This is a genomic window from Butyrivibrio sp. TB, assembly GCF_900110805.1.
GTDB classification, from domain to species: domain Bacteria; phylum Bacillota; class Clostridia; order Lachnospirales; family Lachnospiraceae; genus Butyrivibrio; species Butyrivibrio fibrisolvens_C.
On record NZ_FOER01000012.1, the window covers coordinates 116824 to 134449 of the forward strand.

Annotated in this window: 15 protein-coding genes and 1 rRNA gene; 1 reads left to right on the top strand and 15 read right to left on the bottom strand. The window is 40.0% G+C overall.

Features of this window, described 5'->3' with window-relative positions:
* Position 1: 1 nt before the first annotated feature.
* The 5 genes from BMX21_RS09830 to BMX21_RS09850 are packed head-to-tail and all read right to left on the bottom strand — an operon-like array spanning position 2 to position 4564.
* Positions 2 to 1030, bottom strand: a complete 1029-nt coding sequence (locus tag BMX21_RS09830; protein WP_092043849.1) for a vWA domain-containing protein — start codon at positions 1028 to 1030, stop codon at positions 2 to 4.
* Positions 1024 to 2151, bottom strand: a complete 1128-nt coding sequence (locus tag BMX21_RS09835; RefSeq protein ID WP_027204840.1) for a vWA domain-containing protein — start codon at positions 2149 to 2151, stop codon at positions 1024 to 1026. The genes BMX21_RS09830 and BMX21_RS09835 overlap by 7 nt, the downstream gene beginning before the upstream one ends.
* On the bottom strand, positions 2142 to 2618 hold the full coding sequence (locus BMX21_RS09840) for a hypothetical protein (RefSeq protein WP_022753926.1): 477 nt from the start codon (positions 2616 to 2618) through the stop codon (positions 2142 to 2144). Before BMX21_RS09840 ends, BMX21_RS09835 begins: the two co-directional genes overlap by 10 nt.
* Positions 2618 to 3550 (bottom strand): DUF58 domain-containing protein, encoded by a 933-nt coding sequence (locus BMX21_RS09845; protein WP_022757866.1) that lies wholly within the window; start codon positions 3548 to 3550, stop codon positions 2618 to 2620. The genes BMX21_RS09840 and BMX21_RS09845 overlap by 1 nt, the downstream gene beginning before the upstream one ends.
* A gap of 15 nt (positions 3551 to 3565) precedes the next feature.
* Positions 3566 to 4564: an AAA family ATPase gene (locus tag BMX21_RS09850; RefSeq protein ID WP_022753924.1), complete on the bottom strand. Its 999-nt coding sequence runs from the start codon at positions 4562 to 4564 to the stop codon at positions 3566 to 3568.
* Between the two features lie 270 nt (positions 4565 to 4834).
* Here BMX21_RS09850 and BMX21_RS09855 point away from each other — a divergent pair, with 270 nt between their 5' ends.
* The gene (locus tag BMX21_RS09855) at positions 4835 to 5863 is read left to right on the top strand and encodes a 3-deoxy-7-phosphoheptulonate synthase (protein ID WP_022753923.1); all 1029 of its coding nucleotides are present in this window, start codon (positions 4835 to 4837) and stop codon (positions 5861 to 5863) included.
* Positions 5864 to 6074: 211 nt separating this feature from the next.
* Here BMX21_RS09855 and BMX21_RS09860 read toward each other — a convergent pair whose 3' ends face one another.
* The 10 genes from BMX21_RS09860 to BMX21_RS09905 all read right to left on the bottom strand — a co-directional run.
* Positions 6075 to 6962, bottom strand: coding sequence for a tyrosine-type recombinase/integrase (locus BMX21_RS09860; protein WP_092043852.1), 888 nt, complete (start codon positions 6960 to 6962; stop codon positions 6075 to 6077).
* 135 nt (positions 6963 to 7097) lie between these two features.
* On the bottom strand, positions 7098 to 8405 hold the full coding sequence (locus BMX21_RS09865; protein WP_022753921.1) for an aspartate aminotransferase type Ic: 1308 nt from the start codon (positions 8403 to 8405) through the stop codon (positions 7098 to 7100).
* Between the two features lie 118 nt (positions 8406 to 8523).
* Positions 8524 to 9816 carry a diaminopimelate decarboxylase gene (locus BMX21_RS09870; RefSeq protein ID WP_092043855.1) on the bottom strand — a complete coding sequence of 431 codons (1293 nt, stop codon included), beginning with the start codon at positions 9814 to 9816 and terminating at the stop codon, positions 8524 to 8526.
* 165 nt (positions 9817 to 9981) lie between these two features.
* A complete protein-coding gene (gene ung, locus BMX21_RS09875) occupies positions 9982 to 10665 on the bottom strand; it encodes a uracil-DNA glycosylase (protein ID WP_092043858.1) in 684 nt (227 codons plus the stop codon).
* Positions 10666 to 10783: 118 nt separating this feature from the next.
* Entirely contained in the window at positions 10784 to 11545 is a 762-nt protein-coding gene (gene hisF / locus BMX21_RS09880; RefSeq protein ID WP_022753918.1) for an imidazole glycerol phosphate synthase subunit HisF, read from the bottom strand.
* Positions 11546 to 11642: 97 nt separating this feature from the next.
* A complete protein-coding gene (gene hisH, locus BMX21_RS09885; RefSeq protein WP_022753917.1) occupies positions 11643 to 12248 on the bottom strand; it encodes an imidazole glycerol phosphate synthase subunit HisH in 606 nt (201 codons plus the stop codon).
* Positions 12249 to 12280: 32 nt separating this feature from the next.
* Entirely contained in the window at positions 12281 to 15163 is a 2883-nt protein-coding gene (locus tag BMX21_RS09890; protein ID WP_092043861.1) for a hypothetical protein, read from the bottom strand.
* 7 nt (positions 15164 to 15170) lie between these two features.
* Complete coding sequence (locus BMX21_RS09895; RefSeq protein ID WP_051199560.1) at positions 15171 to 15962, bottom strand: hypothetical protein; 792 nt, start codon at positions 15960 to 15962, stop codon at positions 15171 to 15173.
* Between the two features lie 267 nt (positions 15963 to 16229).
* Entirely contained in the window at positions 16230 to 17138 is a 909-nt protein-coding gene (locus BMX21_RS09900; RefSeq protein ID WP_022756205.1) for a chemotaxis protein, read from the bottom strand.
* A 236-nt stretch (positions 17139 to 17374) separates the two neighbouring features.
* Positions 17375 to 17626 (bottom strand): 23S ribosomal RNA (locus BMX21_RS09905); the annotation flags it as partial.

Consider the following 17626-nt stretch of genomic DNA (forward strand, 5'->3'; position numbering starts at 1 on the left):
GTCACTTTCTGAACATCATAAGTTCTGATACAAGCAGTATCATAAGAATTGGAAGAACATAATAATATGTGTCCTCTTTGTTCTCAACGTCATCTCTTAATTCTGCCTCATAAGTAGCATCTTCTATGACATGATCTACTATATCTTCCAGATCATCAACATCCTCCATATGGACATACTCCAATCCCACTTTAGATGCAATGCTCTCAAGGCTTTCTTCTCCTATACATGAAACTGCAAGATCACCGGTTTCAGGATCATATATATCATTGCCATCGCCGTCTTTCATGGTAGTTCCATCTTCAGAACCTACGCCAACTATAGCTCCTCCGTCAACGAGGCCTATAAGCCTTGCATAAGATGCATAACTATATTCTGATGACTCATCATCTTGTTCATCTCCGGACTCATCATCTTTAGAGCCATCCTTACCAGACTCTTTTGAACTATCGAAGGTTTCCTCTCCGTCAGAGAAAAAGAATACAATTGTCTCTCTGTTCTCATATTTATCCTTCATATGAGTTAGTATCCTGCTCATCTCATCTACAGGGCTGTTCATATCACTACCCTTAGCAACATACATGCTGGGCTCATAGATATATTCAAGTGCATCTGTTATAGACTCCCTATCAGGAGTAAGCGGTATCTTGACCTTTGCTTCATGATCAAAAGTGATCAGTGCAAAAGAGCTGCCATTGAACTCATCAATTATATAGTTACAAGCCTCTATCGCTCCATCCATACGAGAGTTATCACCGTCATAATCCTCAGCCCACATACTGATCGTAGAATCCATGACAAAAAGAACATTAAGACTTGGAACCTTAACAGTTGCCTGGCTTGAAGGTAACATAATTCTCAAATTGATAACATATATACAAATACATATAAGCACTGTAACAACTGTTTCTATAACCTTTTTGAACATTCCGGCATGAGACCTTACAGTCCCGATAAAAAGTCCTATAAAAACCAAAACTATTACAGGTATTATAACTATTAAAGGAAATATAGGATTGGTAATCAACATGCACCTCCTGCTCTTGCTAAAGCCAGTGCAAGAATTCCAACTACCACAAATATAAAAGGTGTTTTGGGCATATCATAAGTTCTCGTCTCTTTTATTTCATCAACCTGCATGGCTTCATGCGACTGTATCTCACTGACTATACCTTTTGTATCAAAATCTTCATCAGCTATATAAAATGCTCCACCAGTCTTGACGGAAGAATCTTCAAGTTCTTCACTTAGCTCATCAAAGTCATAACCATAGTTCATTTCATTAAACTTGTCCTCAGGCGGGAAGACACTGAATAGTACTACATCATTTTTTGCACATAGATCTGCTGCTTCAGGAAGTCTTACAAAAGGCTTCTTGAATGCATTTTCTGCATTATCTGTTACCAGAAGGATTATTCTGGTCCTCTCAGAGTCTTCAAGTGAAGGAAAATCATATAAGCAGGTTGCCAGACCTTCACCAATAAGTGAACTTCCAAGATTATCACTGTTCACAACGGTTCCCGCTTCAAAATCCAGAAGCCAATCTATAAGATCGTAGAACTCTTCTTCCTCTTCATCTGTAATATCATCATAATATTTTTGATACAATTCATAATATCTTTTCTGATTGATGAAGTACTGTTCAAGCTCATCAAGCTTTTCACAGGCGAACTCTTTGTCATCTGTAAGCGGCATATAAAGGACTGATGAAGTATTAAAAATAGAAATACCTATTCTATCTCCATCAAGCCCCTTTACAACAGTCTTAAGATTCTCTACAAAGTCATAATTAAGAGCATACAGTGAATATGAAACATCCAGACACAGGAATATATCTCGTCTCTGAACACCTGTTGTTACTTCCTCAGTATATGAAGGTCTTCCGACAAGATATGCCGAAGACACTATACTAAGTGAAATACCAAGGATTCCTATAACATTAAGCACCTTGTGAATAAGACTTCTGATCCTGTAGCTTTTCATGCTACCTACCATCCACATTGCGCCATAGCCCATATATTTGCTCATTTCATCTTTAGAAAGAGCTTTTCTTTTCTTATATTCTCTAAATCCAAGTATCCCGGCAATCACAAGTGCTGCACCTATCGCGACACAAATTGCCAGCTCTTTATTTCTAAGTACTATCTCCATGCTGCCACCAGTTTTTTAGCATCTCGTAAGAAATTAGCTGCATCCTTTGCTGAATATTTTGAAAACTCTGCGCCGTACAGGCATCCGATAAGTTTTGTAAGGTCTTTACTGTTCCACTTATTCATTTCGGTAAGTGTACTACAATCCATCTCTTTGCCAGTAGCATATGTAAGAAATTCTCTTACTGTGATACTGATAATCGTACTAGTCTCTCTGACTCCGATTTCTTTTCTCTTGTATCTCACATCAAGATCGTTAAGTCTTGTCAGAGTCTCAATACGTTTTTTCTCTATCATCTCATTCGTCTTGTTTGGAGCATTCTTAACAACTGCTGCCACAGGCTTTTCTATCCTTATCAGGCAGAAAGTCACAAAACATATTGCTGCTGCCATCGCCAGGGATATGAGCACGATATAGAGATATTTGTCATCAAAAAAGGCATTCTGAAGAGAAATTGAAAATTCCATTAGCCCACTCCTCTATTTAATACTTTAATTATAGATTCTGTAATATCCTGAGTACTTCTGACTATATCATAAGAAGCACCACAAGCGCGCAAATTTCTCATTGCTTTGGTCAAAAGAGCAGCCTTCTTGTCGCTGATCTCATTGGCCATTCTGGAAGAATATGACAGATACTCTGAGACAGCAACGCCTGTCTGTGCATTATATATATGGCTGCTTCCCCAGTCTGCGTCTTCCATAAGAAGCACGTACAGGTCTCTGACTGAGCATATACTCCTTATAAGCCTGTCATCAAGAGTAAGGACTCCGTACAGGTCTGTTATCAAAAAAAGTGACACGCTCCTCATAGGAGTTGATGTGATACGTCTAAGCTGCATGTTGAATTCATCAGAAAGTAAAGCTTTCTTTCTTCCTGCAAGCTTTACGCTCATACTGTAGCATCCTTCAAGACGTCTTAATGAAGCCTCCAAAAAACCGGGGCCACACGAATATCTCTCCTGCCGTCCTGCTTCCATGCTTCCTAGGATCTGGTATTCCGCTCCTGCCCTTGTGCACATGTAAGCTGCACTTGCTGCAGTAATGATACCTGCAGCAGTCTTAGAATGTCCATCCGGCATAGCACCCAGCATGTTCTTGCCAGTATCCACTACAAACATGAATCTTCTTTTCTTATCTGCAACATAGTTTCTGACAAGAATCTCTCCTGTTCTGGATGAAGATTTCCAGTCAATATCACGAAGATTGTCACCTGCGACATATTCCCGCAGATCCTCAAGCTCCATACTCCTACCTCTGAAAACAGATCTAAAAGCTCCGTCTGAACGTCCCACTGTCTTAGAGAACCCGTTAAAATGTATTTGAGCTGACGGCAGATTAAGCGCCTCGTAATCCGGACGAAGTCTTAATGTACCGGTATTATGCTTTTTCCCCATCATATGGTTTTATTCCTTTCACGGAGTTCTGATGGCTCTAACGATACCATCAACGATCATATCCTCATTGATTCCATCTGCTGCTGCCAGATAGCGAAGAGATATACGATGTCTCAAAACCTGTCTTGAGATGCTCTTAATATCATCAGGAGTCACAAAAAGTCTTCCCTGCATAAGCGCAAGTGCCTTACCCATCTTAAGAAAAGCAATAGTTGCCCTGGGGCTGGCTCCAAGACTCACATAACCTTTGAGATTATTGGGAAGGTACTGATCCGCGCATCTTGTTGCAGCAACAATAGCTGCAATGTAGTTCTTAACTGTAGGATCACAATAAATAGATGCCACAATTTTCTGAAGTCTGGCAATCTCTTCAATAGTAAGAACTGCAGGCTGCTTCTCCTGTTTTACATTATTATCTATAGCTTCCATCATATTAAGGATAGAAACCTCTTCCTGAATAGACGGATAAGAAATCTTCTCTTTTATAAGAAAACGGTCAGCCTGTGCCTCTGATAAAGGATATGTACCTTCCTGTTCAATAGGGTTCTGTGTTGCAATTACAAAGAAAGTATCTTTAGGCATATGATAAGAGTTACCACCTATAGTAACCTGCTTCTCCTGCATGGCCTCAAGCATTGCACTTTGAGTTTTTGCACTTGATCTGTTGATCTCATCAAGAAGTACTATATTAGCAAATACCGGTCCAAGGACTGTTTCAAACTTACCGGAATCCTGTCTGTATATCTGTGTACCAACTATATCACCTGGCAAAAGATCCGGTGTACACTGTATCCTTGAAAATTTACCACCGACCGCATCTGCCAAAGCTCTTGCTGCTGTAGTCTTAGCAAGCCCCGGAACTGACTCTACAAGTACATGCCCGTTACCAAGAAGCGCTGCTATCATTGATCTTTCCAGGAGCTTTTGTCCTACAACATTCTGCTCAAAATATCTTGAAAGTCTACCTATAGCCTGCTGTGACCAGGCAAAATCCTCATTACTTATCTGAACATTCATTATCTCACCTCAATATATTATTTTGATAATTATAATTTAACACTGTTTTATAGAATATCACATAATTCTGATAAAACGTCATAAATATAGGATGAAATGCAAATTCTCTTGACATTTGGTTGTTTCCTTAAAATAATTAATATCGTCACTAAATTTCTTCTTTATTTTTATAGAAAATATGTTATACTTTATATCGACACTTTAAAGCGCCAAAGTATAAAAGCATTTAGTGGTAAATGCTTGTCTTTTACCACCTTTGAAAGGAGCACCATGTCATTCGAATACATTCAGAAGGTTCCTACACCTCAGGAGATACAGGAAGAATTCCCTGTTGCAGCATCACTTAAAGAGATCAAAAAAGAAAGAGATAAGGCCATTGCAGACGTTTTTACAGGAAAAAGCGATAAATTCCTGGTTATAGTCGGACCATGTTCTGCTGACAATGAAGAAGCTGTTATCGATTATGTATCACGCCTTGCAAAAGTCAACGATAAAGTCAAGGATAAACTTATCATTATTCCAAGAATCTATACCAATAAGCCACGTACTACAGGCGAAGGCTATAAAGGCATCACATCACAGCCTGATCCCGAAGGAAAGCCAGATTTCAGACAGGGTCTTATAGCCATGAGACATATGCACATACGTGCGATCGAAGAATCCGGCCTTACATCTGCTGATGAGATGCTTTACCCTGAAAACTGGGGTTATGTAGAAGATATTCTTTCCTACGTAGCTATAGGAGCCCGTTCTGTAGAAGATCAGCAGCACCGAATGACAGCAAGCGGATTCGATGTTCCTGCCGGAATGAAAAATCCCACAAGCGGATATCTTACTGTCATGCTCAATTCAATATATGCAGCCCAGCATCCTCATTCATTCCTGTACAGGGGCTATGAAGTCACAACATCCGGTAACCCCCTTGCACACTGCGTACTGCGCGGATCTCAGAACAAGAACGGACGTAATATACCTAACTACCATTATGAGGATCTTAGTCTTGTTAACCAGCTCTACAAAGAGCACGACATCCAAAACCCTGCAGTTATCGTTGATTCCAACCATAATAACTCAGGCAAGAAGTACCGTGAACAGGTAAGGATTGTCAAGGAAGTGCTTCACAGCCGCCAGCACTCTGACGAAATTCATAAACTTGTAAAGGGTGTAATGATAGAAAGTTACATCGAAGAAGGTGCTCAAAAGATTGGAGAAGGCATCTACGGCAAGTCTATTACCGATCCATGTCTTGGATGGGATGCTACAGAAAGACTCCTTTATGATATTGCTGAACTTAGCTGATATAATTTTTATACATTAAGAACGATCAACTTAGACGATGTTATATCCTCAAAGACATTTCATGGGAACGTATTTATAGGCATATAGATGATAAATTTTGCCACGTACCCACGAAAAAAGTCTTTATGGATACAACACCGTTTTATTATGTAATCGTATTTAGGCTTATAGTCATTACTTATTCCGGTTAGTATAGGTCTAATAGTACTGCTTACCTTGGCTGAGTTCTTTGATATATCTCTCTTATATAATTATGTTTATTGTCAGCATAGCGCTGCGTAGAAGCTATATCTGTATGTCCCAGCATTTCCTGCACCACCTGTATATCAGCGCCATTTTCAATCATATGAGAAGCAAATGTATGCCTTATGGAAAAAGGTGTTATATCTGCCTTTATTCCAGCCATCTTCCCGTATTTCTTGATCATCTTCCACACACCTTGCCTGCTCATGGCTTTGCCACCAGTTGCTGATAAAAAAAGAATCCCCTCATCAACGGTATCTCCAAGAAGGTTCAACCTTCCCCCTTTTAGATAATCCATGATAGCGCTTCTTGCATGCTGTCCAAAAGGAACTATTCTGTCTTGACCAAAGTTTTTAAAATCAATACAGTTTAGTCTAAATTCTATATCATCAATTCGCAATCTTATAATCTCACTTGCACGTATACCAGTAGCGAAAAGAAGTTCAAGCATAGCTTTATCTCTTTTTCCCTTAGGAGTATTAATATCCGGCTGTTCCAAAAGCATAGCTATCTCACGTTCGGTAAGAATTTTAGGAAGAGACTTTTCTATGTGGGGCGCTTTAAGTCCTTCTGTAATATCATTTTCAAGCTCTCCGCTCTCAATCATAAAGTGCCAGAATGACCGAATTGTAGAGATATGTCTTGATATAGTGGTGTCAGCCATAAGCTTCTCATTCATACTTCTTACATATGAATAAAGCTGGTCCTCAGTAACCTCCGACCAGCTGTTTATACTCTCTTTGCGCATAAAAAATAAAAGGCGCATAAGATCCCGCCTATATGATACCAGCGAATTTTCTTTGGCTTCTTTGACAAAGCTTAGATATCTTATAAATTCGTCAATGGCTTCTTCCATGGATTTCACCTGTTATGATAGCTCATGGCAGTTTTAAAAAGCGGCAATTCAGATAAAAGATTACCCACTACCCGTAAGGAGCAGTGGGATCTTCATATATTTATTATATAATTTTAAAGCAATAATTCAATAAGCTTAATTCATAGTTGAAAGGAGCTTTTCAGCACTAACATATTTTACACAAAGTGTAAAAAGGGTTGCTGCTGTCTTAAGATCTGCAAGTGATGGATATGTCGGAGCAATACGGATGTTGCTATCTGTAGGATCCTTGTGATATGGATATGTTGATCCTGCGCCTGTCAGCTTAACACCTGCCTTCTTGCAATAGGCAACAATACTCTTAGCACATCCAGGCAAAGAATCAAAACTGATGAAATATCCTCCCTTGGGATTGGTCCACTGTCCTATTCCAAGGCCGCCAAGATTCTCTTCAAATATATTCTCAACTGCTTCAAATTTAGGTCTTAAGATGTCAGCCTGCTTCTTCATATGCTCTACCATACCATGAATATCCTTAAAATATCTTACATGACGAAGCTGATTAACCTTGTCGTGACCTATTGTCTGGAAGTTCATCTGCTTGACTATATCCTCCATATTATTAGGGCTTGTAGCCATTGCAGCAATTCCTGATCCGGGGAAAGTGATCTTGGATGTAGAAGCGAATTTGTATACAAGATCCGGATTACCAGCCTTCTTGCATTCTGCAAGGATCTCGATAAGATAATCTTGTTCCTTGTCATACAGGTGATGTATACCATACGCATTGTCCCAGTAGATTCTAAAGTCATGTGCTGCAGGCTTAAGATTAGCAAATCGTCTTACAGTAACATCAGAATATGAATAGCCCTGAGGATTAGAATACTTCGGAACACACCAGATACCCTTAATGCTTTCATCTTCAGAAACAAGCTTCTCGATCATATCCATATCAGGTCCCTCAGGTGACATCGGAACCGTGATCATCTCGATACCAAAATACTCTGTTATCGCAAAATGTCTGTCATATCCGGGAGCAGGACAAAGCCACTTAACCTTGTCAAGCTTGCACCAAGGAGTATTGCCCATAACTCCGTGTGTGAAAGAACGGCTGATACAATCATACATAACATTAAGAGAAGAATTACCGAAAATGATGATATTATCAGGATTGTTCTCCATCATATCTGAAAGAAGCTCCTTAGCTTCATCAATACCTGTAAGAACACCATAATTACGACAATCTGTGCCATCTTCGCAGGCAAGATCAGAATCAGAACTAAGAACATCCATCATTCCCATGGAAAGATCAAGCTGCTCTTTGCAAGGCTTACCGCGACTCATATCAAGAGTCATCTCCATAGCCTGATATCTCTCATACTCCTTTTTCAATGAAACGAGCTCCTGTTTAAGCTCATCCTTGGACATCTCTGTGTACTTCTTTACATTATTCTTTGAACTCATTGCCTTTATTTCTCCACCTTCCAAATATTATCATAGGCAGTTTATTGCCTGTTAATACTTTATATACCTTATATACCTTTAATTCCCGTAATGCTCTTAATTGCAATTAACAAAAGGCTCAAATTCCACCTGACTCTTCAATAGCCTCTTCAATAGCATCAAATACAGGGAGCTCATCAAATGTAGCAAAATAATCTCTCATAGTCTGAGCTCTTCTGATGCATTTTACGCTTCCGTCTTCTTTGAGCAAAAGCTCACTGCTCCATAAACGGCCGTTATAATTGTAACCCATCGCAAAACCATGAGCACCTGCATCATGAATATAGAGAAGATCACCCATATCAATCTTGGGAAGTTTTCTGTCTATAGCAAACTTGTCATTATTCTCACAAAGAGAACCTGTAACATCATATGTATGATCATAAGGCTCATTTTCTTTGCCAAGAACTGTTATGTGATGATAAGAGCCATACATAGCAGGACGCATAAGATTGGCTGCACATGCATCAACACCTATATACTCTTTGTATATATGTTTCTCATGGATTGCTCTTGTTACAAGGCTTCCATAAGGTCCCATCATGAATCTTCCCATTTCTGTAAATATGGCTACATCAGAAAGGCCTGCAGGAACCATGATCTCGTCAAACTTTTTATGAACACCTTCTCCGATAACAGCAATATCGTTTGGAGTCTGATCCGGAGTATAAGGAATACCTACTCCGCCTGAAAGATTGATAAACTTAATGTCTGCTCCGGTAGCTTTCTTTAGCCTTATTGCAAGCTCAAAAAGCTGGCCTGCAAGCTGTGGATAATAATCATTGGTCACTGTGTTACTAGCCAGGAAAGCGTGAATTCCAAAATGCTTGACACCTCTTTCCATCATTCTGGTAAACGCTGTAGCCATCTGCTCTTCACTCATTCCGTACTTGGAATCTCCGGGATTGTCCATGATTCCATTACTCATCTTGAATACTCCACCCGGATTAAATCTACAGCACATTGTCTCCTGAAAAGGAATGTTATTGTCTATAAAATAGTCAACATGTGTAAGATCATCAAGATTAATGATAGAACCAAGCTCATCAGCATAGAAAAACTCTTCTAAAGGAGTATCATTGGAGGAAAACATAATGTCCTTCCCCTTGGCCCCAACAGCTTTTGATAGTACAAGTTCTGCCATGGATGAACAATCAAAACCACATCCTTCTTCAAACAGGATCTTAAGAATCTCAGGATTGGGAGTTGCCTTGACTGCAAAATATTCACGGAAACCTTTATTCCATGAAAATGCCTTGTTAACCGCACGGGCATTCTCTCTTATAGCCTTTTCATCATAAATATAAAAAGGGGTTGGATACTCTTTTGCAATTGCTTCCGCCTGTTCTTTGCTGATAAAAGCTCTTTTCATATTACAATTTATGCCTTTCTTTTTGTGTAATTGTATCTTTGTATACAATTTGAACGTTTACTCTAGTAAAAGTACCATAAATCATGCCACTTGTACAGAGTTTAAAATAAGTTTTTTAAATTGGTTAAAATCGCAGTGGGCTTAGTCTATCCCAGCTTACTGCTTTTAGATATCAGCTTTATCAGGAATCTGCCAGTCAATAGGAGCAATGCCGTTTTTTTCCAAAAACTCATTACACTTACTAAAATGCCTACAGCCAAAAAATCCCCTATATGCTGACAATGGGCTTGGATGTGGAGCTTTTAGAATAAGATGCTTGGGATTGTCCAGCATTTCTGCCTTCTTCTGAGCAGGGCTTCCCCATAACATGTAGACGATAGGTCTGTCTTCTTTATTAACAGCCCTTATGATCGCATCTGTGAAGTTCTCCCACCCTTTACCTCTATGAGAAAAAGCCTGATGAGCTCTAACAGTAAGAAGCGTGTTCAAAAGAAGCACTCCCTGCTCGGCCCAATGAACAAGATATCCGTTATCCGGGATCTTACATCCAAGATCATCATGAAGCTCTTTATAGATATTCACAAGTGACGGCGGAATATCAACCTCCGGTCTCACCGAGAAGCATAGGCCATGAGCCTGTCCCGGTTCGTGATATGGATCCTGGCCCAATATGACAACCTTTATATCTTTAAGATCTGTCAGATGAAGAGCATTAAATATGTCTTCAGATGGCGGATATACAACGTGCGAACTGTATTCCTCTTTTATAAATTTGTATAAATTGGCATAGTATGGTTTTCTGAACTCTTCTTTAAGAGCATCAGCCCATTTTCCTTCAATTGCTCCCATTTTATCCTCTTTAACGCATATCGATAATCATATCAATGATCGTTTATTACTCTTTAAGTCTATATTTCTATATTTATATATTTGATTAGAAAATGTAACATTTTCAAAATATTACCTTTTATAATCTCACAGGAACGCCCTTGCTTCTTAAGTATTCCTTGACTTCCAGAATCTCCAGTTCCTTGTAATGAAACAACGATGCCGCAAGTGCTGCATCTGCGCCGCCCTTGGTAAGTGCCTCGTAGAAATGTTCTTTAGTGCCGGCTCCGCCGGATGCTATAACCGGAATTCCAACCTGATCAGCGATTGCCCTTGTCAGTTCTATATCATAACCGGCTTTAGTTCCATCTCCATCCATGCTGGTAAGAAGTATCTCGCCCGCTCCGAGTTCATATGCTTTCCTTGCCCACTCTACCGCATCAAGCCCGGTATCAATACGACCACCGTTTTTGAACACGTTCCATCCTGATCCGTCTTCTCTTTTTCTTGCATCTATTGCTACTACTACGCACTGACTTCCAAATTTGTCAGCGCCTTCTGATATGAGCTCAGGTCTGTTTATGGCGGCAGAGTTGACTGCACACTTATCAGCACCTTCTCTTAATATAGCTTTCATGTCATCGACAGTTCGAATTCCACCGCCAACTGTAAACGGGATAAAAACTCGCTCAGCAACTTTTCTGACCATATCCACAACAGTCTGCCTGGCATCAGATGTAGCAGTAATATCCAAAAAAACAAGCTCATCGGCACCTGCTTTGCTGTAAGCTTCTCCTACAGAAACCGGATCGCCTGCATCTCTAAGCTCTACAAAATTAATTCCTTTAACAACTCTTCCGTCTTTAACATCAAGACAAGGTATTATCCTTTTAGTAAGCATTTTTAACCTCATGTCGCGAGTGAAACGAGTGACTAATGGTTCAAATTGGTGTTGCTCGCGACACCAATTTGGGTTTGAAAGTGGAACACTTTCAAACTTATACCTCCAAAAAATTCTTCAAAATCTGCATTCCTACTTCTGAGCTTTTCTCCGGATGAAACTGACATGCAAATACATTGTCTTTTTCTACAGAAGCTTCTACGCACACGCCGTAATCAGTAGTTGCTGTTACTATAGTCTTGTCCATAGCATCAAGATAATAAGAATGAACAAAATACACGTAAGAATGTTCCGGAATATTCTTAAAAAGACGTCCCTGCCTGGGAAAAGAAAGATCATTCCATCCAATCTGCGGAACTTTAAGACCATGTACCTGCGGGATTTTCTTGATTGTTCCACGAAAAATACCCAGGCCGTCAACTCCCTCCGATTCTTCACTTGAATCGAACATGAGTTGCTGGCCCAGGCATATTCCTAAAAAGGGGATGTCAGACGATACAGTCTTTTTTATAACATCCACAAGTCCGTATTCATTTAATCTGCCCATGGCATCGCCAAAAGCACCAACACCAGGTAACACAACATGATCAGCTCTGGCTATTTCCTTCTCATCTCGTGTTGTAACTACATCTGTTCCAAGAAACTTAAATGCCTTTTCAACGCTCTTTATATTACCGGCATCATAATCCAATATAGCGACCAAAAAACTCTCCTCCCTTTTTGCATATACAATAGCTACTCAGGCGCTGCTCTAAGGCCACATATTATCTGAAGCTGCTTGGTATAATCAACTTCCTCTTCTATGGTGATGAGTTCCTTAACATCATCAATTGAAAGGCCATATTCAGTTTCTAGCGCCGATTGTATATTATAGTACGCTATATTGACTTCAGTTTCAACTAAAGAATCAGGTGTAGCACTAGGGTTATATTCAAGTTCCAGTTCTTTAAGTCTCTCATTGTCCTCCAGGATCTCTTCATACTGCTCAACACCTTTTACAAGCGCGTTCAAAGCTTCGACATTCAGCCCTATAGAAGCAAATACTTCATACTGCTTATAATAGTGCCTCATCTGGGATATATATCTTGCTTTCCAATACAGGATCTGATCATCTTCAGAGAGTTTTCCTGCCCTGTATAAGCTGTAATAATCTCTGTATGCACCTTCATAATCACCGTTAAGAAAGGCCATCTGCGCTTCTTCATGAATAGCCTTCTCTGGAACAGTGTATGCCGGAAGTGCACATAATATTCCAATAGGTATAACCAAAAGAAATGCAAGTATGAATTTCCTTGGCGGAATAGGCTTAGGCGGCGGCCCCTCCGGAACCTTCGGTTTCTTTTCTTTCTTGGGTTTCGGCTCCTTTGGCGGCTTTGGCTTTTTTTCTTTCTTCTTTGCAGGCTTCTTCTCTTTCTTTGGCTTTGGCTCTTTTTCCTTCTTTTCCTTCTTTTTCTTCTTGTCGCCTTCTATTTCATTGAGAACAGCCTGATTCTCATCTGTCAGTGATGCAAGCTCGTTATTCTCTACATTGCCGCTTCCATCTTCTTCATCATCTTCTTTGAAAAGTGCTGCAAGTATCTTGGCAAAAAATCCTTTCTTTTCGCCGTCATCTTCCTTGCCTTTCTTTTCTTTTGCAGGTTTCTTGCCACCTTTTTTGCCTTTAGAAGACTTCTTCTCAAGTTCGATGTCATCAAGCTCATCATTGGAAACAGCAGACTCCTCATCTTCTGGTTCTTCACCTGATGCACCGCCTTCAGAAAGCGACATAAGATCATCTCCGTCGCCATCAAGATTTAGATCTTCTCCGCCCTCTACCGGCTCTTCAAGGCTTAATTCATCACTCTCAGCAGAAGGCTCTTCTATATTCAGCTCATCTTTTGGTACTTCTGATGGCTCTTCTATATTAAGTTCGTCAGATGCGCCTTCGCCAGAATCACCACTTGCCCCTTCATTCTCAAGAAGATCCATGTCATCACTTCCAAGCGAATCCATCAAGGAGTCAAGGTCTTCTGACGCTTCATCTGACTCATCATTAGAAGCGTCTTGAGTAGCTTCAGAAGCAGATGCTTCTTCTGTAGCATCACCTTGCGACGATTCTTCTGATGATGCAGCTTCTTCTACTCTATTTTCATCTTTACTTTCTTCCGAATTACTATCTTCAGAGTTACTGTCATCAGAATTTTTCTCTTCTTCAGCAGCACCTTCTGCCGATTCACCGCTTTCATCTGCAGCAGGTGTTTCTTCCTGAATATCATCTAATGACAGTTCATCAGCACCGGCATCTTCCGATGATTCTTCTGCTTCATTAGCACTATCTGCAGTATCATCTGAAGTTCCACTGACTTCTTCTGTACTACTGTCTCCGGCAGCATCATCTCCTCCACCGGCTGCAGCAAACATAGCTTCTATTTCTTCAGGACTAAGTGCCCTGTTAGGATCATCATCTGCCGGCTGCATAGATTTTAAAATATCGTCCGGAGAAGGAGTATCATCATCTCCCTTACCTGCATCCTCTGAAGGTGTCTGTTCCGGCTCAGGCTCCGGTTCACTATCCCCGCCTCCGGCCGCAGCAAACATAGCCGCTATCTCTTCAGGAGACAGCTTCTTGTTAGGATCATCCCCGGGATCAGGTGCTGCAGGTGCCGGTTCTGGCTCTGGCTCCGGTTCACTGTCTCCGCCTCCGGCCGCAGCAAACATAGCCGCTATCTCTTCAGGAGACAACTTCTTGTTGGGATCATCCCCTGGACCAGGTGCTGCAGGTGCCGGTTCTGGCTCTGGCTCAGGCTCCGGTTCACTGTCTCCGCCTCCGGCCGCAGCAAACATAGCCGCTATCTCTTCAGGAGATAACTGCTTGTTGGGATCATCTGATGCAGTTGGCACTTCAGGTACATTGTTATCAGCCACGTTTGCACCTTTCTCCAATTCAGGAGTATCTGATTCGTTGATATCTATTGATGAGTCTTCCTGTTTTGTTTCCTTATCAGCTGTTATAGATTCTACTTGTTCAGTCTCATTAACATCTTTTATCGGAACTTCCTGTGAGGTTTCTTCTGTAGCTACTACAGAGTCTACTATTTCAGGCTCATTAACATCTTTTACCGGAACTTCCTGCGAAACTTCTTCTATAGCTTCGACAGAGTCTGCTATTTCAGGCTCATTAACATCTTTTTCCGGAACTTCCTTCAAAGCTTCTTCTGTAGCTTCGACAGGTTCTTCCTGTTCAGACTCGTTATCATCTAAATTTTGATCATCTTGTGCAAGTTCACTGTTAGCATCAGGATCCTCCAACCTATGCATAGCCTCTTCAGCTTGAGCTATAGCCTTATCAAGATCCTGCTCTTCTTCATCATCATCAAAAAAATCAGGTGATTCATCTCCAACTGTATAATGCGGTATACCTTCGCTAGCAGCTTCAGCAGCCTTATAACTTCTAGCTACCTGAGCAAGTCCAGGGTCAATGATCTCTCCACTATCAACTTTACTGAGAAGATTATTGATTTCTTTCAGGTCTTCATTGTCTACATCGATCTCGTTTTGTGCATCAGAAGATGCGACGGGCACTTTGCCTGCCAATCTTGATAATGAATCAATTTCATTTGTCTTATCGATCGATGCCATAATGTCCTCATACTTGTTTTATGTAATCCATCGAATTACCTTGTACAGATACCGCCTTCTTACTAATTTGCTCAGTCAGCTGATACAATTTTTCATGTACACGAATCATATAAGCTTTATTATTGATATATGCTATCTTTTCAAAAGGGAATCGAATAACAGTCGGATATTCCAGCCCTACTCCAAGTTCCAGAATCAGTAGATCCTCCGACAAAGTCCCTGATAGCCATCTTTGATAATTGTTCCATTGCGCAAGATAAGCACTCTCATTGTACTGTGCCTTGCTCCATTCACGCCTTTTCTGATTGAATATGAGCTCATCATTGCCATATATTACTCTTTTTATTTCGGAGAGTTCCCCATTATTTTTTAGTGCTTTGTCAATTTGTTGCATCAGCTGTGCGAAATCTTCCGATTCTTCTACCGAGATGAGTTCGCCGTCTCTACTTTGCTTCTGCTGCAGATATTCAATATTACCGCATGGAAAGACCATCCTTGAAGAATCAAAAAGATTATCTTTATTACTAAAATCATATATAGTTGAAACGATAAAATAATCTTTATCCTTAATAAGATCTGCGAGCTTAGTAAAAGCCCTGGTCCTTGAATCATCATGATTTTTCATATAATGGTACTGAATAAAGGGAATAAGCCATTCGTGATCAAGACAAGCCTTTTCCAGAAGATTTTTATAATCTATATCATTTGAAATGTTTTTATAATCATAAAACCATTCTTCTCCAAGTCCTATAAGAACCTTCTTTGTCTGACTAAGTGCAGGTACAAGTATATTATCCATAATAACCTCGTTATAAATTTTTATTATTTATTAAATAGTAAAAAACTTGAAGATTATATCCAAGCATAATTCCTATTTTAATGCATAAGTATTATAAAACAATGACTTTTATGGCTGCAACAGCATTAATAACTGACTTCGCACTTGAACGGTGCAGTATCACCCAAGTGCGAAGTCTGCAATTAATACATAAAAACTCCCTTCATAGGATACGAAGTAGTCATCCTACCTGCACCTGTAAAGGGAGTTTATAATCTTTATATATTGTCAGCCTTCTGTATCCTGAACCTGTACAAGTTCATCAATCACGGATACAAGGTTACCAATCTCAGGCTTTGATAGCTGTCTGTCAGCACCAAGAGCTTCACCTTTTCTTCTCATTTCCTCATTAACCAGTGATGAGAAGATGATAAGAGGAATATCCTTAGTTGCTTCATCTGTCTTAACAAGTTTAGTAAGACGATGACCATCCATGATAGGCATTTCTACATCAGTAATTATACATTTAACCTGATCAAGCTTTTCTCTCTTCTTAAGCTCCTGAATATAATCATATGCAAGCTTACCATTTTCAAAATGTCTTACATTAGAATATCCTGCCTTGTTAAGAGCATCAACAATGAGCTTATTAAGAAGCTGTGAGTCTTCTGCAAGGACAATCGGTACATCTGTCCTTGTTCTTGGACCGATATCCTTTATCTGATCCATATTAAGACCAGTATTAGGATTAATATCAGATACAATCTTTTCAAAATCAAGGATGATGATAAGACGATCTTCAAATTTAATGATACCTGTGGAAATACTTTGTTCAGCTGTGGATATAGTAGCATTGGGCTTGATTATATCAGCCCAGGACACACGATGAATACCAATAACGGAATCAACATGGAATGCAATATCGAGCTTATTGAAATTAGTAACAATAAAGAGTCCGCCGGGTTTCGATGTTCCTCTTTGAAGACAATTGCGAAGATCGATTGCAGTGATCATCATATCACGTGGCATAAATATGCCTTCGATACTAGGATGTGCATTAGGAACAGGCGTTACTTCCTGATAAGTAATTATTTCTTTTATCTTAGCAACGTTTATTCCATAACAGTGATCGTCAATTTTAAATTCCAAAACCTCCAGCTCATTAGTACCGTTTTCCAACAGAATTTTACTTTCCATCTTATCACCTCGCAATGAAATAAATAATGGCTCACTTATTATATCGGCTTAGAGCCTGGTAACTTAAGGCTTAAAATAAATATTTTTTTGACAGTATTGCATAAGAGATATCGGATGGTATTGACAAATATATTAGTAGTATATTTTATACCAATAAAAAAAGCTCCGTGCAATGCACAGAGCCTTGATCATTCCTTCAAAACCGAACACTGAATCTCCAAACTTTTCTTGACTTTTTGGTTAAGTCCTCGACCTATTAGTACACATCAGCTGAGAATGTTACCACTCTTACACCTTGTGCCTATCAACCTCGTACTCTCCAAGGGGTCTTACCACTTGCGTGGGGATATCTCATCTTGAGGGGGGCTTCACGCTTAGATGCCTTCAGCGTTTATCCCTGCCAGACTTGGCTACCCTGCCTTATGCGATTGCCTTCGCAGCAGATACACCAGCGGTCCGTCCATCCCGGTCCTCTCGTACTAAGGACA

Coding starts and splice junctions, on each gene's coding strand:
- BMX21_RS09830 (WP_092043849.1), bottom strand. CDS start 1,030: ATGTTGATTACCAATCCTATATTTCCTTTAATAGTTATAATACCTGTA.
- BMX21_RS09835 (WP_027204840.1), bottom strand. CDS start 2,151: ATGGAGATAGTACTTAGAAATAAAGAGCTGGCAATTTGTGTCGCGATA.
- BMX21_RS09840 (WP_022753926.1), bottom strand. CDS start 2,618: ATGGAATTTTCAATTTCTCTTCAGAATGCCTTTTTTGATGACAAATAT.
- BMX21_RS09845 (WP_022757866.1), bottom strand. CDS start 3,550: ATGATGGGGAAAAAGCATAATACCGGTACATTAAGACTTCGTCCGGAT.
- BMX21_RS09850 (WP_022753924.1), bottom strand. CDS start 4,564: ATGAATGTTCAGATAAGTAATGAGGATTTTGCCTGGTCACAGCAGGCT.
- BMX21_RS09855 (WP_022753923.1), top strand. CDS start 4,835: ATGTCATTCGAATACATTCAGAAGGTTCCTACACCTCAGGAGATACAG.
- BMX21_RS09860 (WP_092043852.1), bottom strand. CDS start 6,962: ATGGAAGAAGCCATTGACGAATTTATAAGATATCTAAGCTTTGTCAAA.
- BMX21_RS09865 (WP_022753921.1), bottom strand. CDS start 8,405: ATGAGTTCAAAGAATAATGTAAAGAAGTACACAGAGATGTCCAAGGAT.
- BMX21_RS09870 (WP_092043855.1), bottom strand. CDS start 9,816: ATGAAAAGAGCTTTTATCAGCAAAGAACAGGCGGAAGCAATTGCAAAA.
- ung (WP_092043858.1), bottom strand. CDS start 10,665: ATGGGAGCAATTGAAGGAAAATGGGCTGATGCTCTTAAAGAAGAGTTC.
- hisF (WP_022753918.1), bottom strand. CDS start 11,545: ATGCTTACTAAAAGGATAATACCTTGTCTTGATGTTAAAGACGGAAGA.
- BMX21_RS09890 (WP_092043861.1), bottom strand. CDS start 15,163: ATGGCATCGATCGATAAGACAAATGAAATTGATTCATTATCAAGATTG.
- BMX21_RS09895 (WP_051199560.1), bottom strand. CDS start 15,962: ATGGATAATATACTTGTACCTGCACTTAGTCAGACAAAGAAGGTTCTT.
- BMX21_RS09900 (WP_022756205.1), bottom strand. CDS start 17,138: ATGGAAAGTAAAATTCTGTTGGAAAACGGTACTAATGAGCTGGAGGTT.